We start from the raw sequence: 25,229 nt of genomic DNA, 5'->3' as shown, positions 1-25,229 counted from the left end.
GCCGCGGCTGACGTGCTGGAGGCTGCTGCGGGGCCACGTGAACTCGAAACGGCGTGGGTGGCGATACAGGGGTGAGAGCAGGTGCGTGGTGGAAGAGGTCTGACGTGAGGCGACTGATCGGTATGACATACATGCTGGTTGAGCAGCAGCTCGACGCGGAGCAGGGAGTCGGGAGTCCCAGTTCACCGTCTTGTACGACCGGCATGCCGCTGTGCTGGCAGCACGCTCGACGCTTCGACCGCGGGGCGTTTCTCAGGCGTCGGTTTCGAGGGCGAAGGTGTTGCCGTCTGGATCCTGGAACCACGCGATACGTCCACCACCGGCCCGGGCGGTGATCCCTCTGGCGTCGTGGTCGAGGTGGTCGTAGCGGATGAACTCGACGCCGGATGAGACGAGTTCGTCGACGATCTGGTCGATGTCGTCCACGTACCAGGTGGCCAGTGTCGCCGGCGTCTTTCCGGCAGTGGCCGACTGGTACACGTTCAGTGCTGGTACGCCACCCGAGCCGTAGACGCGGCTGCCGTCGGTGATGGTGGCGCTGGGGCCGGACTGCAGCGGCTGGAGGCCGAGTCTGCCTTCGTAGAACGCGACCGCCTGCTGTATGTCGGATACGGCGATCGACGTTCTCAGGTGGTGTGTCCTCAACGGCATGGACCACTGTCGCACACGTGATGGTTCCCGGGTTCCGGACGGTGAGGTTGGGATGGGGAGATGCCTGATGTCCGGTCGGGTCGTTGTCCCTGGTGCGTGCCGCCGTAGGTGGCACCTGTCCGGAGCGGAGGAGTCCGACCGTGCGACGACGTCTGGCCGCCTTGCTGGCCGTACCCCTGGTGTTGGTCGTGGCTGAGGGTGCCACGTCCGCTGTCCCGGCGCTGCCGCAGTCCTCCGCGTCGCGGGCCCCGGTGCCTGACCAGTCGTACTGGCCCGGGCAGGAGGAGTTGATGACGGCCGCCGAGATTGTCGACATACTGGGCCCGCGTCGGTGGCCGGATGCGTATGCCGGGGTGTCCCTTGACCTGCCGGGTGGGTTCCTGCTGGTGCACCGTGTTCCCACGGCCGGCGTTGACGCTGAGGTTCGGGCGGTGGTGCCGCGGGTGGCGGTCCGATTCGTCGACGCCGCGTATCCCGCGTGGCGGCTGGACGCGTGGAACGACCAGATCGGTGCCGCCGTCGACTGGTGGCAGCGTCGCGACGTGATCATTCATGGGCGTTACGTCCGCTTCGGCGAGTGCGTGGTGGTGGAGGTCGAGCACCCGGAGCGGGACGCGGCCCGGCTGACGGCCCGCCATCGCGGTGTTCCGCTCTGCGTGGAGCAGGGCTACCCTCCCGTGTTCCTCACCGCTGACCCGTGATCAACGGGTTGGTGCTGCCACCTTGCCACCGCCGGGACAGGCCCTCGACCTCGGTGTCCGGCCGCCGGGGTGGAACCGCAGGTTGCAGAACCCAGCGCGGTGCCGGTGCGCCATGGAGCCGCGATGGTGGAGACCGGGCCCTCCACCGAGTGTTCGAGATGGTTCACGGCCGCAGAGCCAGCTTGCCGATGGTGGCCCGCGCCTGCAGTGCCGTGAGCTGAGCTTCTGCGGTGGAGCGGGCCCCACCGTCGCCGACAGTGGTCGGCGGCGGCGGGTGGAACGCAGGGGTGGGTAGCGATCCGGCCGTCGAGGAGATGCGCCAGCAGCTCTGCGAGGAGGGGACCCGTACGCTCGAAGCGATCCTGCGCTCCCACCTTCCCCCGCACGCCGTCGAACCCTCGCTGGTCCTGCTCACCGGTGGGGTGTTCGCCCGGGTGGCCCTCCAGGCCCGCCCGGCCGACCGGCAGTTCGTCGAGGACCTCGTGGACCGGGTGCTCGTCTCGGCCGGGGAACGCCGGACGGGGAGGTGACCCGTGCGGCCAGCATGATCACCCTGGTGGACGCCTGACACAGGGTGGATCGCTGAGCGAGCTGACCGCCGACTCGTCGTCGGCCACTCCGGTCTACCGTCAGATCGTCGAGCAGATCCGGTACCTGGTCGCCGGCGGTAACCTGCGGCCGGGCGATGGACATGCGCCCCCGGGTTGTCGTCGTTGGCATGGCCCGCTGTGTCTCCTGCGGGCGGCCGGCACGCCGACGAGCCCGCCGTACCCTCACCGGCTCCCGTCAACCCCATCTCGAACGCGCCCCGAGACACCGCCTAGGCTGCGGGGATGAGTGACGGTGCACCCGCAGAGCGCCGTGAGCGGGGGCGGACCCGGGATGCGGCTGCCACCGCTTCGATCCTGAACGCGGCGATGAGCATCCTGGTGGAGAAGGGGTTGGCCGGCTTCACGATCGAGGGCATCGCCGCCCGGGCCGGAGTCGGTAAGGCGACGATCTACCGGTGGTGGCCCTCGCGGGGGGCGGTGGCGCTGGACGCCTTCCTGGACGCGGTGCAGCCGCTGGTGCCGTACCCGGAGGATGAAGATTTTCCCACCCAACTGCGGGTGCAGGTGACCGCGCTCGTGCGGGTCTTTCGCGACCACGAGGTGGGCGGGGTCGTGCGTGCCCTGATGGGTGAGGCGCAGACGGATCCGGACCTGGCGGCGGCGTTTCGTGACCGGTGGCTGGAGGCGCGCCGGACGGTGGGACGGGCGGTGTTCCGGGAAGCACAGCGGACCGGGCAGATCCGCGACGATCTGGACATCGAGACCGCGATCGACCTGGTGTACGGCGCGGTCTACTTCCGTCTGCTGGCGGGACATCAGCCGTTGAGCGACGAGTTCGTCGGGGACCTGGTCGACTACGCCGTCCGGGGTCTGGCGCCCTCCTCGACATAGCACCGCCGGGTGACCGCTTCGCGGGTCACCCGGCGGGATCGAGACGTCGGCGGTCAGCGCCGGGCGGGACGGTAGGCGTCGTGGACGGCGACGGGTGCGCCGCCGCCGAGGTTGCCTCCGCCGGGGATGTAGACGGTGTCGCCGACGGTGACGGCTGCGGTGCCGTGGCGGGGTACGGGCATCGGGGCGAGGCGCTCCCACCGGTCGGTACGGGTGTCGTAGGCCTCGGTCTGGCCGAAGACGGTGTTGACGCCGTCGACGACGTTGCCCTCGCCGCCGAAGGTGTAGATCCGGTCGCCGACCGCGGCGAAGGCGAGGCCGCCGCGGGCCGTCGGCATCGGCGCCCGCTCGGTCCAGGCTCGGGTACGGGGGTGCAGGTCCATGGCGTAGACAGTGTCGCGGACGTTGACCTGGCCACGGTCACGGCCGCCGAGGACGTAGAGGGTGCCGCCGACGACGGCGCCGGCGACGTGGTCACGTGCCTCGGGCAGGTCAGGCAGTGCGGTCCACCGGCCGGTGGCGGCGTGGTATGCCGACACCGTGGCGACGGTGTCCTGCAGCCCGCCCGGTCCCGGGGTGAGGGTGCGCATGCCGCCGGCGAGGTAGATGGTGCCGAGGTGCACGCCCATGGCGGCGCTGCCGCGTTCGAGGCCGGCCGGGACCGGCGGCAGCGGCTGCCAGCGGTCCCGGCGTGGGTCGTAGACGAAGCTGTCGCGCAGCGCCTGCCAGGAGGTGCCACCGGACAGGCCGCCGAGCACGTAGATCCGGTCACCGACGACCGCGACGTTCGGGTGGTTCATGGCCACCGGCAGCGGGGCGGCGTCGCGCCAGGTGCCGCGGCGGGTGTCGTAGACCTCCACCCGGTCGGTGGTGACCACGCCGCCGGTGGCGCCCGGGACGATGCCTCCGATGACGTACACGTCAGCGCCGATCGCGGCCACGCTGTGCTCCTGGCGGGGCCCGCCGGCGATGTCCTTCAGGGGTTTCCAGCCTCGGCCGTAGACGGGGTCGGCGGTTGGGGCGGGGGTGCCGACCGGGTGGTCGTGGCCGGGGTGGGCGTGGACGGGCGTCGCCAGCGGGAGGCCGAGCGAGCCGAGGAGGAGCAGGGCGATCGTCGCCCTGACCGTGGTGGGAACCGGCTTCGTCATGGTTTCCTTCCGAGGAGTTTGTCGAGCTCAGACGTCGGCGTGGTCGGGCAGTTTGTCGCGCAGGACCGAGTGCTGGTGCACGGCGTCGCCGTCACCTGTACGGGCTGGTGGGAGAAGTCATCCACGGCTGTGGCCCCGTCGATGCGCGGATGAGCGCCGGGGTGGTTGACGGCGGTGGAGCCGGCCCGGGTTATGCGCGTGCCGTCGACGTGAGTTTCGTCGCGGTGTAGCAGCAGGTGGGCGACCCGCTCATCGGTGTCGTCCGCCGAACCACTGCGGTGAAGAGATGATCATCGAGGGCGGACACCGGTAGGCCGTTCGGCGGAGGGTTGTGCCGGCTTCCCCTGGCTTACGGCGGGCTCTCGGTACGCGAGGTCGAGCAGCGCCTGCTCGCTGATGTGGCTGTTCAGGCGTGCGAGCGGGCCGAGGACAGCTCGCGCCAGGTGTCGCAGGGCCGTAGGGGAGGTGCGTGGGGTGATCCGTTCATGGCCTCTCACCTTCCTGCGGGAGAAGATCTCCCGCGACACCTCATTTGTAATACGATCCGTATCGTTTTGCTAGTTGGGTCGGCTGTGAGTTCCCTGTGGTCGCTCCGGTGTGGCCGGTGCGAGGCGGCGACCCGGTGCCGTTCGGACACCAGTCGGTACGCGCTGACGTGCGACTCTGTCCGCCGTGGACCCGGGGCACAGCAGGAAACGGATCTGTTTCCCCTCCCGGGGGCGGGTGCGGTCGGTAGCCTCGTCGCCGACCGGCGCGCTCAGGTCATCGACGGGCTTGTCCGACGCGTGGGGCCGTCGCCGCGCCCGCCCCGGCGATGGTGAGGTCTGCGAGCCGGGCCCGCACGATCTCGTCGGTGAGAGCGGGTCGGCCGCCGGGGTGCCCGACCGTCGCGCCGGCGGCAGCCACCGCGTACCGGGCCGCCGATGTCGTCGTGTCGCCACGCAGCAGCGCCACCGTCAGCGCGGCCGTGAGAGCATCCCCGGCACCCGTGGTGTCGACCACATCGTCCCTGCTCAGGGGTACCAGGAGGGTTCCCGAGCCCCACCGTTCATGCCGCCAGACGAACAGGTTCCCCAGCGGTCCCAGCCCGAGAGCGAGCAGTGCTGGACCTGCGTCGAGCAGGTCGATCGCCGCCGTCCGGACGCTGTCCGGATCGTCGCCGCGGACCCTGGTCAGCAACTCCGCTTCCCGATCGTCCGCCCGCACCACGTCGGCCGCCGCGAGCAGGGGCAGCCGGTGTTCGTCGTCGGCTGGCGCACCGTCCAGCACCACCAGCGACCCGGCCGCCCGGCCCCGGCGTGCCGCCGCCAGTGCCTCCGCAGGTCGTTGCTGCAACTGCACCAGCACCGTGTCCATCTGTCGGAACGCATCGGTCGCAGCCGCGATGTCAGCCTCGGTGAGCAGCATCGCCTCGGGAAGGTGCTGAAGATGGTGCCATCGTCCCCCCCGGTTCCAGCACCTCGACCATCAGCCCGGTCGGTACGCCACCGCGTCGGACGACACGGCTGACGTCGATGCCGTCGCGGCGGGCCTGGGCCAGCAGGTCGTCGCCGACGTCATCCTGGCCGGCCACCGCGAGCAGCGTCGGCGCGGCGCCCAACTGGGTGGCGGGTTGGTTGGTGGCCCGCCGTGCGGGCTGACCTCGTCGGCCGGGCCGGTTGGGTGCTCCACGCGCTCGACCGGCCCGGCGTCCTCTGCGGAGGTGGGCGGCTCTGACGTGGGCGGTGTCCCGCAGGTCGGCCTGCCGGCGATCCGGCTGACGGGTCACGCCTGCGGGGCGCTCTCCCGGACGACGAGATGGGGGGAGAGCACCTCGTGGCGGTCCTCCAGTCGGCCGTCGATCCGCTCGATGAGCAGTTCGACGGCGCGCGCGCCCATGGCCTGGCGGGGTTGGTGCACGCTGGTGAGGCGAGGGCGGGCGCGGCGGGCGAGCATCGAGTCGTCGTATCCGACGACCGCCAGGTCGGTGGGCACGGCGAGGCCGTGGTCCCATGCGTGGTCGAGCACGTCGGCGGCCTCGACGTCGTTGCGGGCGAAGACGGCGTCGTACCCGTCCGCCAGGGCGGCGTCGAGGTCGGGTTGCAGCGCCCCGCCGCGCGTGCGGGCGAGGACCCGGATGTGGGCCTCGAGCCCGTGGGCCCGCATCGCGGCCTCGTAGCCGTGGCGTCGGGCCAGTCCGGCGGGCCGCAGCGACGAGGTGAGGTGCAGGATCTTCGAGTGGCCCCGGGCGGCCAGGTGTCCGACCACCAGCGCCGCGCCCGCCTCGTCGTCGTTGTTGACCGAGTCGATGCCGTCCACCGGCTCGAGGGACCGTCCGATCATCACCACGGGGGCCCGCCGGGAGACGGTCTGCAGCATCGCGGGGTCGGCCCAGGAGGAGATCACCACGATGCCGTCGAGGTTGAGGTCGAGCAGCGCGTTGATCCGCTCCTCCAGGTGTCCGCCCGCCCGCTTGCCGTGAGCCAGTAGGACCGACAGTCCCGCCCCGTCGGCGGCGTCCTCGACGGCGGCGAAAACCTCGGTGTGGTACGGGTTCTCGAGGCTGGTCAGCGCGACCCCGAGTCGCATGGTGCGGCGCTCACGCAGTGCCCGCGCGAGTACGTGCGGCCGGTAGCCGATCTCCTCGGCGACCTGGAGGATCCGTTCCCGTGTCTGGACCCCGACCCCGAGGTCGTTGCGCAGCGCGAGGGAGACCAGGGACTTCGACACGCCCGCTCGTTCGGCGATGTCGAGGATGGTAGGCCGCTTGCGGCGAGCGGTCGCTGCCGCCTCCCGGGAGGTGCTCACGTCCCCCTTTCTACCCTCCACCGGCCACCCGGCTCGACTGGAACGTTCCAGATGCTCATATGCCGTTCACCTTGGGGGCGTGTGCGGGCCTCCCGCCCCGCAACCTTCCGTTCCTACCTTCCTCAATCGTGACCCCACCTTCGACGCCCGACCTGACCGTCCGACCCGAGGCCCTCCTGCTCGACTTCGGCGGTGTCGTCTTCCAGACCCGCAAGCGGCCCGAGGCGGTGGCCGAGTTCGCCGCGCACGTCTCCGCGCTGCTTGCCCGCGCCGGCCACACGATCAGCCCGGACACGCTGGTGCCGGTCCTCGAAGGCGGCAGGACAGCGATCAGCGACTGGAAGAACGCCTCCAGCCGCCGGCTGCACCCGCGTGAGCTGACCCACCGCGAGATCTGGCGCGACTTCTACGCCTCCCCGCTGCCCGCGCCCGCCCGCGAGGTGCTCGTCGGCGAAGCGGGGGAACTCCAGGAGTGGATCACCCTGGCCACAGCGGAGCACACCGTCCGCCCCGGCATCCCCGACCTGCTCGACCTCGCCGCCGCACTCGGTGTCCCCGTCGGGATCGTCTCCAACGCCCACGGCGGCCGGGCCCACCGCATGCTGATCGACCGCCACGGGCTGACCGACCGCTTCGGCGTGCAGGTCTACTCCGACGAGGTCGGCATCCGTAAACCCAACCCGGACATCATCGAGCTCGCGGCGAACGCGCTCGGCACCACCGCCGCGCGCACCTGGTACGTCGGAGACACCTTCGACCGGGACGTCACCTGCGCCCGGCGGGCGGGGGTCGCGGCGGTGATGCTCACCCGGCACCACTCCACCGACCGGGTCCCCTTTCCGGTCGCCGACGTGCCCGACGCCGTCTTCGACACACCGGAGGGCCTGGTCCCCCTGCTCCGGGCCACCGTGCCCGGCACGTTCGCCATCCCGCCCGGGTCATCCGACACCGCGCCCGGCACGTCCACCACCGCGCCCGCGCCCGACGCGCGGGACGAGACCACGCTTCCGAGCGCCCTCCTGCTCGACCACGGCGGGGTCATCTCGACCTCCACCAGCGACGCCGACGGCCGCCGTGCCTTCGCCCACCACCTCGCCGCCGGCCTGCGCCGGGCCGGCTGGCACCTCGCGGACACCGACGCCGAGGACGTGGTCGCCGAGACGATCGCCGCGCACAAGAGGTGGAAGAAGACCCGCCACGCGCAGGCCGAGGACGGCACCGTCCCCGAGATCGACCCGCGCACCTACTGGGTCGACCTCGCCGGCCCCCTGGTGGAGGCGCGGATCGTCGGCGAGACCACCGGGGTGCGCTCCTGGCTGCGCGCCGAAGCCCACGCGCTGAGCATCGCCTGGGGCCGAGCCAAGTCGGTCTCGACCGTGCGCCCCGGTGTGGTGGAACTCTGCGAGGCAGCCCACGCGGCGGGGGTACCGATCGGCATCGTCTCCAACACCGTCAGCGGACGCGGCGTGCGCGAGAAGCTCGCCACGTTCGGGCTCGGTCACCTGGTCGGCGCCAGCGTCTACTCCGACGAACTCGGCCGCCGCAAGCCCGACGCGCTGGTCGCCGTCACCGCCTGCCGGGCGCTCGGCGTCGACCCGACCCGGGCCGTCTTCGTCGGCGACAAGCCCGCCAACGACGTCGTCTCCGCCCGTGGCGGCGGCGTGGGCACCGCGGTGATCGTCCGCGGCGGACGGACCGCCGACGCGGAGCTCGACGCGATCCTCGCCGACCCCACCTCCCCCCAGCGCCCCGACCTCGTCGTCGAGGAGATGGGCGACCTGATCGACGCCCTCCACCTGCGCCCCCGCACCCCCCACGAGGGCGCGCCGGTGGACGTCCGTCCGTAGCACCGACCCCCACACCCCCTTCCTCGGAAAGGCACGGCACATGTCCATTCCCGACACCGCGAACGACTTTCGCGGGAGACTCGCGGCCGGCAGCGAGCTGTCCGGTTCCCAGAAGCTGATGATCCTCGTGCTGTCGATGACCCTGTACGGCGTCGGCGACCTCGTCTGCCAGATCATCCCCGAGCTCGAAGCCGGTCCCTTCCAGATCGGCGTGTCGTACTTCGCGTTCATCGCGGTGGTCCTGGCCGCCCTGCTGAACCCGTTCTGGGTCGCGCTGGGAGCCCCGCTGGGCGAGCTGGTCTTCGCCGACATGCTGCTCGGCGACTTCGGCGGATTCGGCGAGCTGGAAGGGTTCCTGCAGACCGCGCTGGCGATCTTCGTGGCCGGCACGCTGGTCAGGAACCCCCGCAGCCTCAAGCAACTGGCCGTCGCCCCGGTGGTGATGGTGCTGATCGACAAGCTGACCGGCGCCGCCGTCGACATCCTCAAGGTCGTGGTCGGCATCGACCCCGAGACCCTGGAGGACGCCGACGGACTCTTCTCCGCGCTGCTGTTCATCGAGGGATCCGACATCGTCATCACGGTGATCCTCTCCGGCATCCTCTTCGGCGCGCTCCCGGCCATGTGGCTCGCCCCGCGCCTCTACGGCAAGATCGAGCCGATCATGGGCCTGCGTCCGCGTGACCCGCAGAACCCGCCGACGATGCGGGGCCCCTGGGGCGTCAACATCTGGGTCGTCGGCGCGCTCGTCTTCCTGGTCGCCGGCGCGATCACCATGTTCGCCCAGTGGGAGGAGTTCGTCGGCCGGGAGGGCATCGGCACCTTCGGCGCGTTCGAGCCCGACTACATCGACCAGTTCGGGGACTTCTACCTCTGGATCGCGATCCTGATCGCCGCGGCGGTCGGCTTCGGGGCCTTCATCGTGATCAAGGCGCTCCGCAGCAGGTCTGCCACGACCGTCGAGCGCCGCAGCTCCGACCGGGCCTGAACCCGATGACCACACCAGCGGCCATCGACGACCAGCGGGTGAGCGACCCCGTGACGGGCCTGCCCGCGATCGAGATACGCAACCTCCGCTTCCGCTACCCCGGAGCCGAGGCCGAGTCGCTGCGGGGCGTTGACCTCACCATCGACAGCGGCGACTTCGTGGCCGTGGTCGGCGGCAACGGATCGGGAAAGACCACCCTGTGCAAGACCTTCAACGGCCTGATCCCGCACTTCTGGAACGGGGACATCTCCGGGACGGTCCGCATCCAGGGCAGACCCACGGCCGACCGTACCGTGGGCGAGATCGCCAACCAGGTCGGCTACGTCTTCCAGGACTTCGGCAACCAGCTCGTCCGCCCCCGGGTCCGCGACGACGTCGCGTTCGCCCCGATCAACTTCGGGCACCCGGACTGGGCGCAGCGCGCCGACGCCGCCCTGGCCTCGCTGGACATCCCACACCTCGCGGGGCACTACACCTGGCAGCTCTCCGGCGGCCAGCAACACCTGACCGCACTGGCCGGAGCGCTGGCGCTGGCCCCGACCATCCTGGTCGTCGACGAACCCGCCGCCGAGGTCGACCCACAGCGGGCCACCGCCATCTACGAGCACCTGACCCGGCTCAACACCGAGCTCGGGATCACCGTCATCGTGATCGAGCACCACGCCGAGCTGGTCGCCCGGTACGCCAGGTCGGTGGTGCTGATGGCCGACGGCGCGGTCCGCTGGCACCTGCCGGTGGCCGACGCGCTGTCGCGCACCGAGGATCTTGAGGCCGCCGACATTCCGGCGCCCCAGGTCGTCGCCGTCACCCGGGCCCTGGTCCCTGCGGTCGCCGCCGGGCACCGGCCGGCGCCGCTGACCGTCGCGGCGGCGGCCGAGCTGCTCGGCGGACACCGCACCGACCGGGTGGCACCGCCACCGATCCGTCCCGCGCGCCATACCCGGGACCTGGTCGCCGAGCTCGATGCGGTGACCCACGGCTACATCGCGGTCGGCGGGGGCCGCTCCACGGTCATCGACGGGCTGTCGCTGCGACTGTACGACGGTGAGCGGGTCGCGCTGGTCGGGACGAACGGGGCCGGCAAGTCGACCCTGCTCTCGGTGCTGGCCGGGCTGGCCGTGCCGTCGGCGGGCCGCGTCGTCGTCGACGGTCACGACACGCGGTCGATGACCGCTGCCGAACTCGCCACCAGCGTCTGCTACCTGGTGCAGCGCCCCGAGGAGATGTTCCTCCAGGACAGCATCCGAGGCGACGTCGCCATGTTCCCGGCCGGTCGCCAGCTACCCGACACGGAGGACATCGTCGACCAGGTCCTGGCCCGGATGAACCTCACCGACCTGCAGGATCGTGACGGCCGGATGCTCTCCGGCGGCCAGCAGCGCCGCGCCACCCTCGCGGTCGCCCTGGCCATGCGACCACGGCTGCTCCTGCTCGACGAGCCGACGTCCTCCCTCGACCTGCGCTCCCGCGACGACGTCATCGGCCTGCTCACGGCGCTGTCGGGACAGATCCGCTGCACCGTCGTGGCCACCCACGACATGCACCTGGTGGCCGAGTGGGCCGACCGGGTCGTCGTGCTGGACCAGGGCACGATCATCGCCGACACCGACCCCGCCACCCTCTTCGCCGACCCGCAGACCCTCCGGCGGGCCCGCCTGGTCCCACCCCAGGTCGCCCAGCTCGGCGACGCCCTCGGCCTGTCACCCGTACCCCTCAGCGTGCCCGAACTCGTCGACCGGCTCCGCCCCACCAGCAAGGACACCCCATGACCGCCGCCGTAGCCGACGCCACGACCGAACGGGACCGCAAACGCAAGGGCCGCGACCGCGCCTCGGTGGAGTGGGTGAAGGTCGAGCTGATGCGGGTCGCCTACGCGACCCGCGGCGGCTTCCTCGCCCGCCGGGACCCACGGGCGGTCCTCGGCTGGTATGTGCTGCTCGCGGTGGGCCCCTGGCTCACCTACTCCGAGCCGACCCTGGTCATCCTGGGCGTCGTCGCGCTCGGCAGCGCCCTCGCCGCCCGCATCGGGCCGCTGCTGCTGGGCCTGTTCCTGTTCGGGCTGCTCGGTCAGGTCGCCTACCTCGGCGTGATGGTCTTCGTCTTCGGTGGCAACACCAGCGCCATCGAGGGCCTGGTGGAGGTGTCCCTGAAACTCGCCATCATCTCGCTCGCGAGCATGGCCGCGTTCGTCTCGCTCGACCCGGAGAAGCTCTCCGACGGCCTGGCCGCGCTGCGGGCGCCGGCGGTCATCGGGTTCGGGGTCTCCTACGCCTACCGGATGATCCCGCTCCTGATCGACGAGCTGCAGACCATCATCGACGGGCACCGGCTGCGGGGCGCCCCACCAGCGGGGCACGGTCTGCTCGGCTGGCGAACCATGCGCCGGATCGGCGCCGTCGCCGTGCAGTCCTTCTACCCGCTGTTCCTCAACACCGCCAAGCGCACCCGGACCACCGTCGAGGCTCTCGAAACCCGTGGCTTCACGCTCACCGGCGGCGCCAACCCCGCAGGTCGTCGGCTGCGGCTCGCCGCTCTGAGGTTCACCTGGGCCGACGGCCTGCTTCTCGTCGCGACCCTCGCGGTCGTCGTGGTCGCCTTCTGGGCCGGCGCCGCCCTGGCACCGCACCGGTGATCGAGCACCCTCGGCCGCAGGGGAGCGGGGCCGGGCTGTCCGACCGGCGCTCGCCCTTCTCAGGCTGGTGGCCAGTGTCGTAGGGCGGCGTCGGCCACCCGCTGCAGATCTTCGCGGGTCGCGCCGCCCGCCGCCTGGACGGCCATGCCGTTCGCGATCGTCATGACGAAACGGGCGATCAGGTCCGGATCGGCGTCGGCCGGCAGGTCGCCCTCCTCGACGGCGCGGTGGAACCGGTCGCGCAGGTGCATCTGGCCCCGGGCGCGCCAGGCGGCCAGGGTGTCCCGGGCGGCCTGCCCGGTCTCGCCGACGACCAGCGCGCCCTGCACGCCGAGGCAGCCGGCGGGGCAGCCGGGCCGGGTGTTGGCCTGGACCGAGCCGGTGAGGAACGTCGTGGCGACCTCGCGGGCGGTGGGTGCCCGCAGCGCCTGGAGGACGTAGGAGCCGGGGCCTTCCTCGTAGCGTTGCAGTGCCTTGTGGAAGAGCTGTTCCTTGTTGCCGAAGGCCGCGTACATGCTCTTGCGGGAGATGCCCATGGCCTCGGTCAGGGCGACGAGGCTGGCCCCCTCGTAGCCCTGCTCCCAGAAGACCGTCATCGCCTTCTGTAGCGCCGCCTCGGCGTCGAACGCCCGCGGCCGACCCAGCTGCGCCTTCTCCACCTCCCCATCGTACCTCTTGTGCACCGATCGGTGCCGAAGTGCTACCGTCGCATTCGGCACCGATCGGTGCCGAAATTTGTGGGAGGTCAGCGATGCGTAGGCTGGAAGGCAAGACCGCCGTCGTCACCGGCGGCGGCACGCGGGGGATCGGCCGGGCCACCGCCGACCGGCTGGTGGCCGAGGGCGCGCACGTGTTCATCACCGGCCGGCGCGAGGCCGAGCTGGACGAGGCCGTGCGGGCCATCGGCCCGGGCGTGACCGCGGTACCGGGCGACATCACGAACCCCGACGACCTGGACCGGCTCTACGAGACAATCGCGGCTCGCGGTCAGGGACTGGACGTGCTGTTCGCCAACGCGGCCACCGCCTCGTTCGCGACCATCGAGACGATCACCGAGCAGGACATCGACCAGATCTTCGGCGTCAACGTCAAGGGCACCGTCTTCACGGTGCAGAAGGCGCTTCCGATCCTGAACGACGGCGCTTCGGTGATCATCAACGCCTCCACCGCCGCCGATCGCGGCACCGCCGGCTTCGGCGCCTACGCGGCGTCGAAGGCGGCCCTGCGGACCTTCACGCGCGCCTGGGCGAACGAGCTCAGGCCGCGCGGCATCCGGGTGAACGCCATCTCACCCGGGCCGATCGACACGTCCGGCATCACCGAACTCGTGGGTGAGGAGAACGCGGTGGCGTTCAAGGCCAACGAGGCGGCCCGGATCGCCATCGGACGGATGGGGCGCACCGACGAGGTCGCGGCCGCCGTGGCCTTCCTCGCCTCCGCTGACAGCAGTTTCATGCTCGGCGCCAACCTGTACGTCGACGGCGGCGAGAACCAGATCTGAGGACCAGGGGCCGCGTGGCGTGACGACCGGGGGTCGTCACGCCACATGGTGCCCGTCCGTCACCGGTCTCCGGAGAGAGATCAGGCCGTGACCAGGAGAGCCACCGAGAGCAGGGCCAGCAGGACGGCGGAACCGGTGGTGGCCGCCATGGTCGCTCCGCCGAGACCGAGGTGGGACCGCTCCGCGGTGAGTGCGTGGTGGGCGCGCCGGTAGCGCACCGTGGCGGTGACCCAGGCGCCGACCGCCAGGGTCAGGGCGAGCAGGCCGGCCAGGACCGCGACCGCACCGAGACGGTCGACCGTGACCCGGGTCGCGACGGCGCCTCCCAGCGCGAGGGAGAGGCAGGTCCGGCGCCAGGCCAGCAGGGTTCGCTCGGCCTGGAGCCCGGTGTCGAAGGGCGCGCTGGGGCTCACCACACCACGCCCGCCGCCACGAGCACGGTCGTGGTCACCACGCCCGCGGCGAGCAGCACGCCCAGCGACGGCCCGGCGAGCGCCCGATGCTCCCGCAGCGCCCGCTCGGTCCGCATCCACCCGATCCACCCCTGGCAGGCCGCGGCCACGCCGAGGAGTGCGAGCAGCAGCGCGGCGGCGAAGCGGAAGGGCGCCGAGACGGGCACCTGGATCGCGGTGAGCGCGACACCGGCGGCGACGAGCGCCAGGGAGGTGCGGATCCAGGCCAGGAACGTGCGTTCGTTGGCGAGGCTGAACCTCGGATCGGGTTCGGTCCCGTGGCCGTAGACCCGCCGGGGGAACCGTCGCCGGTCCCGCAGGCCCGATCCGGTCGTCGACATGGCTCTCCGTCGTGGCCCGGCGGGTCGTCGTTCAGCACCACCGGTCATCCCGGCCTCCGGCGTGCCGCTGGTCCCGTCCCCGGCCGACGGGCCGGCGTGCCGCCCGCTGGTCCTGCCGGGCCGGTGGGCGGTGTGCGGCCCACCGGCACCGGGTCAGAAACCGCACAACGGATCCCACGGGTCGTCGTCGGTGCTGCGGATCCACCGGTGGGCGGCGTCGACCCTGGGTTCGTACGCCCACGAGGTGTGCCGGCCGTGCCGCAACGCCTCACCCAGGTACGTCCGCATCCGTTGGCTGGCCACCATCTCCTTCTCGGCCAGCTCAGGGTCCCATCCGGTGAGGGCCCGTTCCCGCAGCCGGAGCCGCACCTCGTCGTGCCCCTGCTCCTCGGCCAGGTTGGTCAGCTCCTGCGGGTCGGCGCGCAGGTCGTAGAGCTGGTCGGGCAGGTCGCGGGCGTAGACGAGCTTGTGGTGGTCGCGGACCACCGCCCGGACCGGGCGCAGCGTCCCTTCGGCGGAGTTCTCGATGACCACTCCGGGATGCCCGGCGACCACCTCGGAGCGTTCCCGCACCGCGGCGGCCAGGCTGGTGCCGGCGAAGTGGTCGCTGACCCACTCCGGTGGCCGGGCCCCGGCGAGGTCGGCCAGGGTGGGATGCAGGTCGACCAGGGACACCGGGGTCCGCACCCGGTGCCCGGCCGCCACGCCGGGGCCAGCCATGATCAGCGGTACCCGCACCGACCACTCCCGCATCGTCCGTTTGAAGTACATCCCGTGCTCGCCGAGCTGGTCGCCGTGGTCGCTGGTGAACACCACCACCGTGTTGTCGAGGACACCGAAGCGCTCCAGCTCGCTCATGAAGCTGCCGACGACGTCGTCGATGTAGCTGGTCATCGCGTAGTAGCCGCGTCGGGCCAGGTACGTGGTCTCGTCGGTGACGGTGCCCCGGTCCACCCCGTGGTAGGAGTTGACCCAGACGTCCAGCGGGTGCGGCGGCACGTCCGTGGGGGGCGGTTCGGGCAGCGCGATCGGGCGTCCCTCGTACCGGTTCCAGTACTCCGGCGGGGCCACGTACGGGTCGTGGGGCTGGGTGAACGAGGCGACCATGAGCCACGGCTCGTCGGCCCGGTCGTCGGTGGCGAGGGAGAGCTCCCGCAGCCGCTGCAGCGCGGCGAAGCGGACCTCCTCGTCGTAGTGCATCTGGTAGGTCCACGGCAGCGTCCCGGACGACCGCAGGATGTCCAGGTACTCCCGGCCGCCGTTCTGCTGCGCGCCGGAGAGCCGGGGTGGGTCGCCCTGCTCCTCCCAGGGGCGGGTCCAGGTCAGGTCCGGCGGAAAGATGTCGGTGGTCAGCCGCTCCTCGAAGCCGTGCAACTGGTCCGGACCGACGAAGTGCATCTTCCCGGCGAGGATGGTGCGATAGCCGGCCCGACGCAGCGTGTGCGCGAAGGTCGGCACCGAGGTGGGGAACTCCTCGGCGTTGTCGTTGGAGGGGACGTCGCTGGGCAGCCGGCCGGTCATCAGCGCGGCCCGCGACGGTACGCACAGCGGCGCGTTGCAGTACGCGTGGGACAGGACCGTGCCGCGGGCGGCGAGGTCGTCGAGATTCGGGGTCAGGACGTCCGTGTTGCCGTACGGACCGGTGCCGAAGGCGCTGAGCTGGTCTGCCATGAGCAGGAGGATGTTGGGCCGGCTGCCGGGCGGGGTCACGCGGTCTCCCTCGACGGTGGTGGGGGCGGGACGGGTCACGCGGTCGCGTCGGTGAAGATGGAGGTGTCGAGGAACTGGGTGGGCTCCACGAAGGTCGGCAGCGCGCCGATGTCCACGAAGACCTGCTCCATCTGGCCGATCCAGCCGGCCACCGTGCCGTCGGCGTAGAGGGTCGACCACTCGCTGTTCGGGTAGCTGCGGGCCTGCTGGTAGATCTGGGCGCACACCTCGGCGGTCATGAACTCCGCCAGGCTCGGGCACCCTGCGGCCAGCGCGGCGGGCTGGTCGTTGACGATGTCGTCGTTGGCCTTCAGCCAGGCCCTGGTGAGCTGGACGAGGGTGTCGCGGTGCTCGGCGTGGAAGCGGTTGTTCGCCACCCAGCCGCCGGCGATGGCGGACTTCGGCTGGAACTGCTCGGCGGTGCCGATCATGGTCGCCTCGGGCAGCTTCTCCTTGATCTGGTTGTCGAAGGGCGCCCAGAGCGCGGCGGCCGGCACGCCTCCGGTGACGAACGTGTTGGCCACCGCCGGCATGTCGAGGTTGACCAGGTCGACGTCCTTTGTGGTCATCCCGTTCTCGGCCAGAGCGACGTGCAGGAGCAGGTGGGCGGCGGTGCCGGTGGTGGTGGCCACCCGCTTGCCCCGCAGGTCGGCGATCGAGCTGATCCCGCTGCCGGGGGCGGCCCAGATCTGCTGGATGTTGGCCTCCAGGTTGTTGAGCAGGAAGACCTTGCCCTGACCGCGGGCGGGGAAGTTGGCGATCACGGCACCCATCACGCCGACGTCGATGCTCCCGCCGGTCAGGGCGTTGGACAGCGAGATGCCGGTCTGGAAGGGGATCGTCTCGACCTCGAGGCCCTGCTCGGTGAAGTAGCCGCGTTCCTTGGCCAGCAGAAGGTGCATGCCCGGTGCGGGGCCCGCGATGTAGCCGACCTTGACGGTCCGGGTGTCCCCGGCGGCGTCGTCGTCGGAGCCGCAGGCGGCGACGGTGAGGGCGAGGACGAGGCCGGTCACCGCGGCGAGGATTCGTCTGGTCATGCTGTCTGTCCTTCGGGGGTGGGGTGGCCGCCGCGCAGCATCGCCTCGATGCGCCGGCGGAGCTCGATGAATTCGGGGGTGGTCTTCAGCTCGTGGTGGCGGGGGCCCCGCCAGGGCACCGGCACGATCTCCTGCACCCGGGCGGGTCGGGCGGACATCACCACGACCCGGTCGGCGAGGAAGATCGCCTCTTCCACCTGGTGGGTGACGAACAGGACGGTCCGGCGCTCCTTCTGGTTGATCTCCAGGAGCGCTTCCTGCATGGTCTCGCGGGTCTGCGCGTCCAGCGCCGCGAAGGGCTCGTCCATGAGCAGGATCTCCGGGTCCACCGCGTAGGCCCGGGCGAGGGCGACGCGTTGGCGCATGCCGCCGGAGAGGGTCTTGGGGAGGGCGTCGGCGAAGGCGGTCAGGCCCATCAGGTCCAGGTACCGGTCGGCGATCCGCCGGCGCTCGGCGGCGGGCCGGCGCCGGGCTCGCAGCCGCATCCCGAACTCGATGTTGCGACGCACGGTCAGCCACGGGAAGATCGCGTACTCCTGGAAGACCACGCACCGTGACGGACCCGGCCCGGTGACCGGTGTGCCGTTGACGAGGATCTGCCCGACGTCCGGGTCGACGAACCCGGCCACGGTGTTGAGCAGGGTGGTCTTGCCCGATCCGCTGGGGCCGACGACGGCCACGAACTCCCCTTCGGGCACGTCGAAGGCGACGTCGTCGAGCACGGTCACCGCGGCCGTGCCCCGTCCGAACCGCTTGCCGACCCCGTCGAGGGTCAGTCCGCCGGTGTTGACCGCTGTCGTCATCGGTTGCCCCTGTCCTGCCAGGTGACCAGCCGGGCGGAGAGCAGACGCAGGACGGCGTCCATCACCAGCGCGCAGAAGCCGATCAGGATGATCCCGGCGTAGACCCGGGGGATGTCGAGGAAGTTGCCGGCGTTCTGGATCACCGCGCCGAGACCGTCCTGGGCGGCGACCAGTTCGGCGGCGACCAGGGACGCCCAGCCGATGCCGAGGGAGACCCGGGCCGCGGTGAGGATGTGCGGCACGGAGAAGGGCAGCACCACCCGGGCCAGGACCTCCAGGCGGGTCGCGCCGAGGGTCTGGGCGGCGCGCACGTACTTGTCCTCGATGCCGGCGACGCCCTCGAAGACGATGACCACGGTGGCGAAGAAGGCGGCGTACATCAGGATGATGCCCCGGGCCAGTTCCCCGATACCGAAGTAGACGATCACCAGCGGGACCAGGGCGATCGGGGGGAGCGCCCGGAAGAAGTTGACCAGCGGGTTCAGCGCCGCGCGGACGGTGGGGAACCAGCCGAGCAGGAAACCCACCGGTACGGCGGCGGCGATGCCGACCGAGACCCAGAGGACCACCCGGCGGCTGCTGATCAGCACGTCGGTGGCGAGTCCGTTGCCCAGGCCGGTCCAGATGACCTCGAACACCTCGAACGGGGTAGGCAGCAGGCCGTTGCCGACGATCTCGGCCATGGCGGTGAGCTGCCAGACCAGGATGAGCCCGCAGAAGCCGGACAGGCCGAGGAGCGCGCCGCGCAGCCGGTGCAGGACACGACGGGCCGCCCGGCGTGGTGGTGGTGCGGCCCCGGCACCCGCCGGGGCGGCCGGAGGTCCGGTGTCCGGCCGCTGCCGGCCGGACGCGAAGACGACATCGGGCATGTTCTCTCCTGAGTCACCAGCGGGGAAGGGAACGCGGCAGGACGGCCTCAGAGGGGGCCGGTGCCGTCGGTGAGCTGTAGGGCGGCCAGGTCGTGGGCGAGGCCCCGGGTGGCCGGGTACGCGGCCCGGTAGATGCGGTACAGCTCCTGGTAGGTGTGGGCGTGCTCGGCGCGGGGGGTGATGACGGTCCCGGTCCGGGCCCAGGTCGTGTCCGGGTCGACGACCCCGATCGCCTCGCCGGCGAGGCGGGCGTCTCCGTAGCAGGCGCCGATGGTCTGCTGCGGCAGCTCCTGCGGCTGGCCGGTGATGTCCGAGACGATCTGGGTCCAGAGCCCGCCCCGTACCCCGCCGCCGACCGCGACCAGGCGGCGGGGTACGGCCCCGGCCTCGGCGAAGGTGTCGAGGTGGTGCCGGACGGCGTACCCGGTCGCCTCCAGGGCCGAGCGGTAGAGGTGTCCCCGGTCGTGTCGCAGGGTGAGGCCGAGCAGGAGACCCCGGGCGTCGGGATCGAACAGGGGGGTGCGTTCTCCCGCGAAGTAGGGGAGCGTGACCAGGCCGTCGGCTCCGGCCGGGACGGCGGCTGCCTCCGCCGAGAGCCGGTCGAACCCCTGCTCGCCGGTGATCCGCCGCCACCAGTCGGTGACCGCGCCCGAGGTGGCCGTGCCCCCGGCCAGGCTGGTGCTGCCCGGGGTGACCCCCCGGGTGGCCCAGAGCCGGGCGTCGGTGACCGGTCGGTCGAGCATCTGGACGAGGAACATCGTGGTGCCGTACATGAGCATGGTGTCGCCGGGCGCGCGGACCCCGACGCTGAGGGCCTCGGCCCAGGCGTCGACGGTGCCCGCCGCGACGGGGGTGCCCACCGGGATGCCGGTCTCGGCGTGGGCCCGGGCGTCGACGGTGCCGACCGTCTCGCCGGGCCAGACCAGCCGGGGCAGCGGGAGCCCGGGTGCCACCAGGTCGCACCACGGCTCGTACCACCGGCCGGCGGTGAGGTCGTACAGCGGCTGGCACTGGCTCGCGGAGTGGTGGTCGAGGACGTACTCGCCGGTGAGCCGGGCCACGGCGAGGGAACTGGCCATCAGGAACCGCCGGGTGCGGCCCCAGACCTCGGGTTCGTGCCGGCGCAGCCACGACAGTTTGGGGCCGGCGGCCTGGCTGGTCAGCAGTGACCCGCCGCGGTGCAGGACGGCTTCGGCGCCGAGGCGGTCGGTCAGGTCCCGGGCCTCGGCGACCGCCCGGGTGTCCACTCCGTAGAGGATCGCCGGACGCAGCGGCCGGTACCGCTCGTCGGTGGGTAGGACGCACGGCCCGATTCCGCTGACGCAGACCGCCGCCGGTCGTTCGGGTCGTTCGGCGAGCAGGCGGCGGGACAGCTCGACCACCGAGCCCCACCAGTCCCGCTCGGGGTCGTGCTCGACCCAGCCGGGGCGGGGGAGGGTGGGGCGGTGGGACCGGGTGGCGGTGGCGAGCACGGTGCCGTCGGGACGGGTCAGGACGGCCTTGGCTCCCGACGTACCGATGTCGATGCCGAGCAGGGCCTCCGCCATCCCACGGTCTCCCACCTGCGCCGACAGGTTTCAGCGCTGTTAAGTCCGATCAATTGAGCGGTAAGATATGACCAATGTCGAAAGGCTGTCAAGGGTGGAGATGCCCTGCTCAGGGCGGCCTCGTTGCGAGGCGGAGGAAAGGTCTATAAGGTATGACCAATCCGATGGAGGGGCTTATGGCGACTGCGGTGGAGGCGGAAGGCCGGCGTAGCCGGGTGGACGAGGCGGAGGCGACGCTGCGGGGACTGATCACCGAGTACCAGCGCACCGGCATCACCCGGCTGCCGCCCGAGCAGCGACTCTGCGAGCTGGTCGGCGCCTCCCGGACCACCCTGCGGGACGCATTGAGCCGACTGGAGGCGGCCGGCGAGATCGTCCGCCGTCGCCGGGTGGGCACCCTGATCACCGCCCCCACCCGGGCCGCCCACGCCGGTTCACTGGCCTACCCGGTGGACCTGATCCTCTCCCTGTCCGACTTCCTCGCCGAAGCCGGAGCCGACTTCGCCGTCCGCGCGGTCACCATCATCCGCGAGACCGCCGACGCCGACGACATCGCCCGGCTCGGCGTGGACCACGACGCCGCCGTGTACCGCGCCGTCCGGCTGTACGAGGTCGAGGGCCGGGCCGCCGCCCGGCTGGAGCACCGCCTGCCCGCCTCCATCGGTGGCCACCAGGTGCGCATCAACGCCCTGACCGACGGGATCACCACATTCCTCCGCGAGACCGAGGACATCCGGCTGATCCGCAGCGACCACACCATCACCGCCGAGGCGGCCGGGGAGGCGCTCGCCGCCGAACTGGAGGTCCCGCCCGGCGCGCCGCTGCTGGTCATCGACTGCCAGCTCTACGCGACCGGGTCCCATGCCGTCGCGACCGGCCGCCTGGTCTTCCGGCCCGACGTCCTCTGCCTGACGGCCTCGGCCGATCCGGCGCTCTCCGCGAGTCGCCGGGCGGGCACCTTCGGGCTCACCGCGCTGACGGGGGGCCGTCCCGCCGGGGACGGCGCCGGTGGCGGCGTCCCCGGCCGCCGGGAACCCGTCCACAGCTGACGGCGGGCGCGGCCGGAGACCGGGGTCCCGGGCTGTGGTCGGCGACGCGGCGACAGTTCTCGGTGGCACGGGCTGCGGGGCCGCGTGCGGCACGGGCCGTCGGTGGACGACCTGTACCCCGAGCCCGCCGGTGAATCGCGGGATCTGAGCAGCACCCCAACCAGCGAAAATGGATCATGAACCCCTGTTGCGGACCCTCCACGAGCCAGCTCCGGTTTCCCCCCACCGCCGACGTGGGGGAGCCGGCGGACCCGACGACCGCGCTGCCCTTCGCGGTGCCGGCACGCGACCGGCGGGAGACCGCCCGCCGCATGATCGCCATCCCCGGCGGGCCGTTCCGGATGGGCGGCGACGACCCCGACCAGTTCCCCTCGGACGGGGAAGGCCCGGTCCGTACCGTCACCCTCTCGCCCTATCTGATCGACGCCACCGCCGTCACCACCGCCCAGTACGCCACCTTCGTCAAGGCCACCGGCTACGTGACCGACGCCGAGCGCTTCGGCTGGTCGTTCGTGTTCCACCTGCTGCTCACCGCCGAAGCGGAGCGGCACGTGCTGGACGGTACGATCCCCGGCGCCCCCTGGTGGCGGGCCGTCCGCGGCGCCGACTGGCGGCACCCCGACGGTCCGGGCTCCGACCTCACCAGCCGGCAGAACCACCCGGTCACCCACGTCTCCTGGAACGACGCCACCGCCTACGCCACCTGGATCGGCAAGCGGCTCCCCACCGAGGCCGAGTGGGAGAACGCCGCCCGTGGCGGCCTCGACCAGGCGACCTACCCCTGGGGGAACGAGCTCACCCCTCGGGGGCAGCACCGGTGCAACATCTGGCAGGGAACCTTCCCCACCCACAACACCCGCGAGGACGGCCACGTCGGCCCCGCCCCCGTCAAGTCCTACCGGCCCAACGGCTACGGCCTGTACAACACCAGCGGCAACGTCTGGGAGTGGTGCGCGGACTGGTGGAGCACCACCTGGCACGCCGAGGACCGCCCCGACACCCGTACCGACCCCCGGGGCCCCGCCACCGGCCAGGCCCGGGTGGTGCGCGGCGGCAGCTACCTCTGCCACGAGTCGTACTGCAACCGCTACCGGGTCGCCGCCCGCACCTCCAACACCCCCGACAGCAGCACCGGCCACACCGGCTTCCGCTGCGCGCTGGACGCCGAGCCGCCCCGCGGCTGCCCCACCTCGCCGCGTCGGTGACCAACCTGGCGGCCGCACTGGGCGAGTTGGGTCGGTTGGTGGAGGCGTGGAGGGTGAGCCGGGAGGCTGTCGACCTCTACCGGGAGTTGGCCGCCGGCAACCAGGATGCCTACCTGCCCAGCCTTGCCATGTCGCTGTGCAACGTCGGTGCCGTGGCGATCCTGGTCGACGAACCCTCCGAGCCGGCCCTCGCCGCCACCGTCGAAGGCACAGCCCTGCTCCGCGGCCTCGCCGCCGCCGAGCCAGGTGCCTTCACCGGAAGCCTCCACGTCGCGACGGCCACCCTCACTCAGCTCCAGGCGATGCTCGACGGTCAACCACCCGGAGACGAGACCGAAGCGGCGGAAGGGCCGGACACTCCCACCGGCACGTGATCACGAACCCGGCTTCACGTGTTTCCGAGCGCGTCACCCGACGACGATGGTGGTCTGACCTACGCCACCAACTCCTCGCTGAGGGCCCATAGACGCGCGGCGGCGTCGGGGTCGCGGGCCAGGGAGCTCGGCTCGGTCTGCGTGCCGCGGACGAAGTAGCCTCCGGTGACCTCGGCTGCCTCGGGGGCGGTGGCCAGGTGGACCGGGGTGGCGGCGCCGGTCTGGACGGTACCCATGAAGGGTTTGGCGGCTGCGACGAGCAGTTTGGTGAGGCCGTGGGCCTCGCGGCCCAACTGGGTGCGGATGAGGCCCGGGTGCAGGCAGTTGGCGACCACACCGGTGCCGGTCAGGCGTTTGGCCAACTCGACGGTGAACAGGATGTTCGCCAGTTTCGACAGCGGGTAGCTCGGCTCGCCACGGGCCAGGTCGCCCCACGGGATGTGCGTGACCGAACGATGCGCGTGCGACGACACGGTGATCACGCGGGCCGGCGCGCTGTCCACCAGCCGTTCGCGCAGCAGGCTGGTCAGCAGGAACGGCGCCAGGTGGTTGACGGCGAACATGGTCTCGTAGCCGTCAACCGTGAGCTGCCGCTTGAGCATGATCACGCCGGCGTTGTTGTCGAGCACGTCGAGCCGCTGGTACTTCCCCAGTACCTCGGCGGCCAGTCGGCGCACGTCGGCCAGGCTCGACATGTCGGCTGTCAGGAGGTCCACCTCGGCCTGGGGTGCCCGGTGCCGGATCGCCGTAACGGCCGCTCGCCCCCGCTCGGCGTCGCGCCCGACGACGACCACGGTGGCCCCCAGTTCGGCCAGCCGGGCCGCCGTCTCCCGGCCGATCCCGCTGGTCCCGCCGGTCACCAGGCACACCTTGCCGGACATCGTGGTCATCGACCCTCCCGGATGCACTCGCCGCAGCACCATTCTCTCCAGGCGACGCCTCGGGTACCAGGTGTGGCTCGACGCCGCCAGCAGACGCGCCCGGTCCGCCCCGTTCTCCCGGCGATCCTCGATGCCGCCGTCAGGTCAGCCTGGATGTCGTGACCCGCTGTGACGAGGTGGGGGGCCGGGGGGCTTACGGTGCAGTGGGACCAGACGAGCGACGTGGCCGGGCTCACGACCAAGCTCCGCAACGCCGGCGTACCCACGGAGGTACGCACCGGCCTGTCCGCCCGCTTCGTGCTCCTCCCACGGATCGGGGCCGGTGTCCAGGAACCGGATCGCATGCTGACCCGACCACTCTTTGACGACCATTCCGGAAGGAGCCGAGGCTCATGGACGTAGATGGTGGGCGGCGCGCGGTCCTGCGAGCAGCCGTTGCCGGCGGAGTGGGCACAGGGCTGGCCGCGGCAGGCCTGGCTCCGCCGGCCGCTGCGGCGCCCGGCGGAGCCGCGTCCGGCGGTCGCGGGCCGCGCATCGCGATTCTGCTCTACGACGGTCTCACGGCGCTGGATGCCGTCGGACCGTACGAGGTGTTGTGCCGGGTGCCAGACGCGTCGGTGGTCACGGTGGCGAAGCGGGCCGGGACCGTACGTACGGATACCGGCGTGTTGGGGTTGGTCGCGGACCGGGCGCTGCACCAGGTACGGCACGCGGACGTGCTGCTGGTGCCCGGCGGGGGCGACCGGGGTGTCATCGCCGCGATGGAGGATGCCGAGACGGTGAACTGGGTGCGCCGCCTGCACCAGCGCACGACCTGGACCACCTCGGTGTGCACGGGCGCCCTGATCCTGGGCGCGGCCGGCTTGTTGCACAGGGTGCCGGCTACGACGTACTGGGCATCGCGCTCCTATCTGGAGTCGACCTTCGGTGCGATCTACACCCCGGGCCGGTTCGTGGAATCCGGCAAGATCATCACCGCTGCCGGGGTGTCCGCAGGCATCGACATGGCCCTGCAGTTGGCTGCGAAGCTGACCGACGACCGGGTCGCGCAGGCGTTGCAGCTCGCGGTGGAATACGACCCAGACCCGCCGTTCGACACTGGCAGCCCCGAGAAGGCCGGGCCACAGTTGCAGCAGTTGGCGCTGGAGTTGCTGGAGGCCGCAGCCCGATAGCCCGCCCACGACATGAAGTCGTTGCCGCAGGTGGGCTAGGGCGTGTGTCGAAGTCGGTGGTGGCGCCTGAAATGGTGTGACCGTTCGGCGTG

General features: G+C 71.8%; 25 protein-coding genes. 12 read left to right on the top strand and 13 right to left on the bottom strand.

The features are described from left to right. Nucleotides 1-252 precede the first annotated feature (252 nt). Complete coding sequence (locus AWW66_RS23270) at nucleotides 253-651, bottom strand: VOC family protein (protein WP_067370387.1); 399 nt, start codon at nucleotides 649-651, stop codon at nucleotides 253-255. Nucleotides 652-791: 140 nt separating this feature from the next. Between AWW66_RS23270 and AWW66_RS23265 the strand changes: the two genes are divergently transcribed. The 3 genes from AWW66_RS23265 (at nucleotide 792) to AWW66_RS23255 (ending at nucleotide 2,794) form a co-directional block, all read left to right on the top strand. After that, on the top strand, nucleotides 792-1,352 hold the full coding sequence (locus AWW66_RS23265; RefSeq protein ID WP_157527763.1) for a hypothetical protein: 561 nt from the start codon (nucleotides 792-794) through the stop codon (nucleotides 1,350-1,352). Nucleotides 1,353-1,639: 287 nt separating this feature from the next. Beyond that, on the top strand, nucleotides 1,640-1,882 hold the full coding sequence (locus AWW66_RS23260; RefSeq protein WP_067370370.1) for a hypothetical protein: 243 nt from the start codon (nucleotides 1,640-1,642) through the stop codon (nucleotides 1,880-1,882). A 303-nt stretch (nucleotides 1,883-2,185) separates the two neighbouring features. Beyond that, nucleotides 2,186-2,794 (top strand): TetR/AcrR family transcriptional regulator, encoded by a 609-nt coding sequence (locus AWW66_RS23255; protein WP_083978811.1) that lies wholly within the window; start codon nucleotides 2,186-2,188, stop codon nucleotides 2,792-2,794. A gap of 53 nt (nucleotides 2,795-2,847) precedes the next feature. Here the strand turns inward: AWW66_RS23255 and AWW66_RS23250 are convergent, their stop codons facing one another. The 3 genes from AWW66_RS23250 to AWW66_RS23240 form a co-directional block, all read right to left on the bottom strand. After that, nucleotides 2,848-3,942, bottom strand: a complete 1,095-nt coding sequence (locus AWW66_RS23250; RefSeq protein ID WP_067370367.1) for a Kelch repeat-containing protein — start codon at nucleotides 3,940-3,942, stop codon at nucleotides 2,848-2,850. A 762-nt stretch (nucleotides 3,943-4,704) separates the two neighbouring features. Further along, complete coding sequence (locus tag AWW66_RS23245) at nucleotides 4,705-5,349, bottom strand: PfkB family carbohydrate kinase (protein ID WP_067370364.1); 645 nt, start codon at nucleotides 5,347-5,349, stop codon at nucleotides 4,705-4,707. 357 nt (nucleotides 5,350-5,706) lie between these two features. Then, on the bottom strand, nucleotides 5,707-6,729 hold the full coding sequence (locus AWW66_RS23240) for a LacI family DNA-binding transcriptional regulator (RefSeq protein ID WP_281179621.1): 1,023 nt from the start codon (nucleotides 6,727-6,729) through the stop codon (nucleotides 5,707-5,709). A 128-nt stretch (nucleotides 6,730-6,857) separates the two neighbouring features. Between AWW66_RS23240 and AWW66_RS23235 the strand changes: the two genes are divergently transcribed. From AWW66_RS23235 to AWW66_RS23220, 4 genes are read left to right on the top strand one after another with little or no spacing between them, the layout of a single operon-like run. After that, the gene (locus AWW66_RS23235; protein WP_067370358.1) at nucleotides 6,858-8,576 is read left to right on the top strand and encodes an HAD family hydrolase; all 1,719 of its coding nucleotides are present in this window, start codon (nucleotides 6,858-6,860) and stop codon (nucleotides 8,574-8,576) included. A gap of 40 nt (nucleotides 8,577-8,616) precedes the next feature. Beyond that, nucleotides 8,617-9,564, top strand: a complete 948-nt coding sequence (locus AWW66_RS23230) for a DUF8171 family membrane protein (protein ID WP_067370354.1) — start codon at nucleotides 8,617-8,619, stop codon at nucleotides 9,562-9,564. Nucleotides 9,565-9,569: 5 nt separating this feature from the next. After that, entirely contained in the window at nucleotides 9,570-11,333 is a 1,764-nt protein-coding gene (locus AWW66_RS23225; RefSeq protein WP_067370351.1) for an ABC transporter ATP-binding protein, read from the top strand. Further along, nucleotides 11,330-12,196: an energy-coupling factor transporter transmembrane component T family protein gene (locus AWW66_RS23220; RefSeq protein WP_067370349.1), complete on the top strand. Its 867-nt coding sequence runs from the start codon at nucleotides 11,330-11,332 to the stop codon at nucleotides 12,194-12,196. Before AWW66_RS23225 ends, AWW66_RS23220 begins: the two co-directional genes overlap by 4 nt. A 59-nt stretch (nucleotides 12,197-12,255) precedes the next feature. Here the strand turns inward: AWW66_RS23220 and AWW66_RS23215 are convergent, their stop codons facing one another. Beyond that, the gene (locus AWW66_RS23215) at nucleotides 12,256-12,855 is read right to left on the bottom strand and encodes a TetR/AcrR family transcriptional regulator (protein ID WP_067370346.1); all 600 of its coding nucleotides are present in this window, start codon (nucleotides 12,853-12,855) and stop codon (nucleotides 12,256-12,258) included. Nucleotides 12,856-12,893: 38 nt separating this feature from the next. Here AWW66_RS23215 and AWW66_RS23210 point away from each other — a divergent pair, with 38 nt between their 5' ends. Further along, nucleotides 12,894-13,697 (top strand): SDR family NAD(P)-dependent oxidoreductase, encoded by an 804-nt coding sequence (locus tag AWW66_RS23210; RefSeq protein ID WP_245648447.1) that lies wholly within the window; start codon nucleotides 12,894-12,896, stop codon nucleotides 13,695-13,697. Between the two features lie 80 nt (nucleotides 13,698-13,777). On the opposite strand, the gene AWW66_RS23205 is transcribed toward AWW66_RS23210, so the two are convergent. From AWW66_RS23205 to AWW66_RS23175, 7 genes are all read right to left on the bottom strand, one after another. Further along, on the bottom strand, nucleotides 13,778-14,110 hold the full coding sequence (locus tag AWW66_RS23205) for a DUF202 domain-containing protein (RefSeq protein WP_169807164.1): 333 nt from the start codon (nucleotides 14,108-14,110) through the stop codon (nucleotides 13,778-13,780). Then, a complete protein-coding gene (locus tag AWW66_RS36095) occupies nucleotides 14,107-14,490 on the bottom strand; it encodes a YidH family protein (RefSeq protein ID WP_067370339.1) in 384 nt (127 codons plus the stop codon). Before AWW66_RS36095 ends, AWW66_RS23205 begins: the two co-directional genes overlap by 4 nt. 153 nt (nucleotides 14,491-14,643) lie before the next feature. Further along, entirely contained in the window at nucleotides 14,644-16,200 is a 1,557-nt protein-coding gene (betC, locus tag AWW66_RS23195; RefSeq protein WP_067370381.1) for a choline-sulfatase, read from the bottom strand. Nucleotides 16,201-16,235: 35 nt separating this feature from the next. Beyond that, nucleotides 16,236-17,237 (bottom strand): ABC transporter substrate-binding protein, encoded by a 1,002-nt coding sequence (locus tag AWW66_RS23190; RefSeq protein ID WP_067370336.1) that lies wholly within the window; start codon nucleotides 17,235-17,237, stop codon nucleotides 16,236-16,238. Continuing rightward, nucleotides 17,234-18,040 (bottom strand): ABC transporter ATP-binding protein, encoded by an 807-nt coding sequence (locus AWW66_RS23185; RefSeq protein WP_067370334.1) that lies wholly within the window; start codon nucleotides 18,038-18,040, stop codon nucleotides 17,234-17,236. Before AWW66_RS23185 ends, AWW66_RS23190 begins: the two co-directional genes overlap by 4 nt. Next, nucleotides 18,037-18,909 carry an ABC transporter permease gene (locus AWW66_RS23180; protein WP_083978805.1) on the bottom strand — a complete coding sequence of 291 codons (873 nt, stop codon included), beginning with the start codon at nucleotides 18,907-18,909 and terminating at the stop codon, nucleotides 18,037-18,039. The genes AWW66_RS23185 and AWW66_RS23180 overlap by 4 nt, the downstream gene beginning before the upstream one ends. A 47-nt stretch (nucleotides 18,910-18,956) precedes the next feature. Next, nucleotides 18,957-20,456, bottom strand: a complete 1,500-nt coding sequence (locus tag AWW66_RS23175) for an FGGY-family carbohydrate kinase (protein ID WP_067370331.1) — start codon at nucleotides 20,454-20,456, stop codon at nucleotides 18,957-18,959. Between the two features lie 176 nt (nucleotides 20,457-20,632). On the opposite strand from AWW66_RS23175, the gene AWW66_RS23170 reads away from it, so the two are divergent. The 3 genes from AWW66_RS23170 (at nucleotide 20,633) to AWW66_RS23160 (ending at nucleotide 23,084) form a co-directional block, all read left to right on the top strand. Beyond that, a complete protein-coding gene (locus AWW66_RS23170; RefSeq protein WP_169807163.1) occupies nucleotides 20,633-21,505 on the top strand; it encodes a GntR family transcriptional regulator in 873 nt (290 codons plus the stop codon). Nucleotides 21,506-21,681: 176 nt separating this feature from the next. Beyond that, complete coding sequence (locus tag AWW66_RS23165) at nucleotides 21,682-22,710, top strand: formylglycine-generating enzyme family protein (protein ID WP_083978801.1); 1,029 nt, start codon at nucleotides 21,682-21,684, stop codon at nucleotides 22,708-22,710. Continuing rightward, nucleotides 22,707-23,084 (top strand): hypothetical protein, encoded by a 378-nt coding sequence (locus AWW66_RS23160; protein ID WP_067370325.1) that lies wholly within the window; start codon nucleotides 22,707-22,709, stop codon nucleotides 23,082-23,084. The genes AWW66_RS23165 and AWW66_RS23160 overlap by 4 nt, the downstream gene beginning before the upstream one ends. A 59-nt stretch (nucleotides 23,085-23,143) precedes the next feature. Here the strand turns inward: AWW66_RS23160 and AWW66_RS23155 are convergent, their stop codons facing one another. Further along, nucleotides 23,144-23,974: an SDR family oxidoreductase gene (locus AWW66_RS23155; RefSeq protein WP_211272074.1), complete on the bottom strand. Its 831-nt coding sequence runs from the start codon at nucleotides 23,972-23,974 to the stop codon at nucleotides 23,144-23,146. Nucleotides 23,975-24,357: 383 nt separating this feature from the next. Here AWW66_RS23155 and AWW66_RS23145 point away from each other — a divergent pair, with 383 nt between their 5' ends. Further along, complete coding sequence (locus AWW66_RS23145; protein ID WP_067370317.1) at nucleotides 24,358-25,137, top strand: DJ-1/PfpI family protein; 780 nt, start codon at nucleotides 24,358-24,360, stop codon at nucleotides 25,135-25,137. Nucleotides 25,138-25,229: the final 92 nt, after the last annotated feature.

It is taken from the genome of Micromonospora rosaria (assembly GCF_001567585.1).
GTDB lineage: Bacteria > Actinomycetota > Actinomycetes > Mycobacteriales > Micromonosporaceae > Micromonospora > Micromonospora rosaria.
Note: the sequence above shows the minus strand (reverse complement) of the source record. Positions and strands in the feature narration are given on the sequence as shown.

What these genes read in the sequence shown, in the direction of transcription:
- AWW66_RS23270 (WP_067370387.1), bottom strand. Translation starts at nt 651, where the DNA reads ATGCCGTTGAGGACACACCACCTGAGAACGTCGATCGCCGTATCCGAC.
- AWW66_RS23255 (WP_083978811.1), top strand. Translation starts at nt 2,186, where the DNA reads ATGAGTGACGGTGCACCCGCAGAGCGCCGTGAGCGGGGGCGGACCCGG.
- AWW66_RS23250 (WP_067370367.1), bottom strand. Translation starts at nt 3,942, where the DNA reads ATGACGAAGCCGGTTCCCACCACGGTCAGGGCGACGATCGCCCTGCTC.
- AWW66_RS23245 (WP_067370364.1), bottom strand. Translation starts at nt 5,349, where the DNA reads ATGCTGCTCACCGAGGCTGACATCGCGGCTGCGACCGATGCGTTCCGA.
- AWW66_RS23230 (WP_067370354.1), top strand. Translation starts at nt 8,617, where the DNA reads ATGTCCATTCCCGACACCGCGAACGACTTTCGCGGGAGACTCGCGGCC.
- AWW66_RS23225 (WP_067370351.1), top strand. Translation starts at nt 9,570, where the DNA reads ATGACCACACCAGCGGCCATCGACGACCAGCGGGTGAGCGACCCCGTG.
- AWW66_RS23220 (WP_067370349.1), top strand. Translation starts at nt 11,330, where the DNA reads ATGACCGCCGCCGTAGCCGACGCCACGACCGAACGGGACCGCAAACGC.
- AWW66_RS36095 (WP_067370339.1), bottom strand. Translation starts at nt 14,490, where the DNA reads ATGTCGACGACCGGATCGGGCCTGCGGGACCGGCGACGGTTCCCCCGG.
- AWW66_RS23190 (WP_067370336.1), bottom strand. Translation starts at nt 17,237, where the DNA reads ATGACCAGACGAATCCTCGCCGCGGTGACCGGCCTCGTCCTCGCCCTC.
- AWW66_RS23185 (WP_067370334.1), bottom strand. Translation starts at nt 18,040, where the DNA reads ATGACGACAGCGGTCAACACCGGCGGACTGACCCTCGACGGGGTCGGC.
- AWW66_RS23180 (WP_083978805.1), bottom strand. Translation starts at nt 18,909, where the DNA reads ATGCCCGATGTCGTCTTCGCGTCCGGCCGGCAGCGGCCGGACACCGGA.
- AWW66_RS23175 (WP_067370331.1), bottom strand. Translation starts at nt 20,456, where the DNA reads ATGGCGGAGGCCCTGCTCGGCATCGACATCGGTACGTCGGGAGCCAAG.
- AWW66_RS23170 (WP_169807163.1), top strand. Translation starts at nt 20,633, where the DNA reads ATGGCGACTGCGGTGGAGGCGGAAGGCCGGCGTAGCCGGGTGGACGAG.
- AWW66_RS23165 (WP_083978801.1), top strand. Translation starts at nt 21,682, where the DNA reads ATGAACCCCTGTTGCGGACCCTCCACGAGCCAGCTCCGGTTTCCCCCC.
- AWW66_RS23155 (WP_211272074.1), bottom strand. Translation starts at nt 23,974, where the DNA reads ATGACCACGATGTCCGGCAAGGTGTGCCTGGTGACCGGCGGGACCAGC.
- AWW66_RS23145 (WP_067370317.1), top strand. Translation starts at nt 24,358, where the DNA reads ATGGACGTAGATGGTGGGCGGCGCGCGGTCCTGCGAGCAGCCGTTGCC.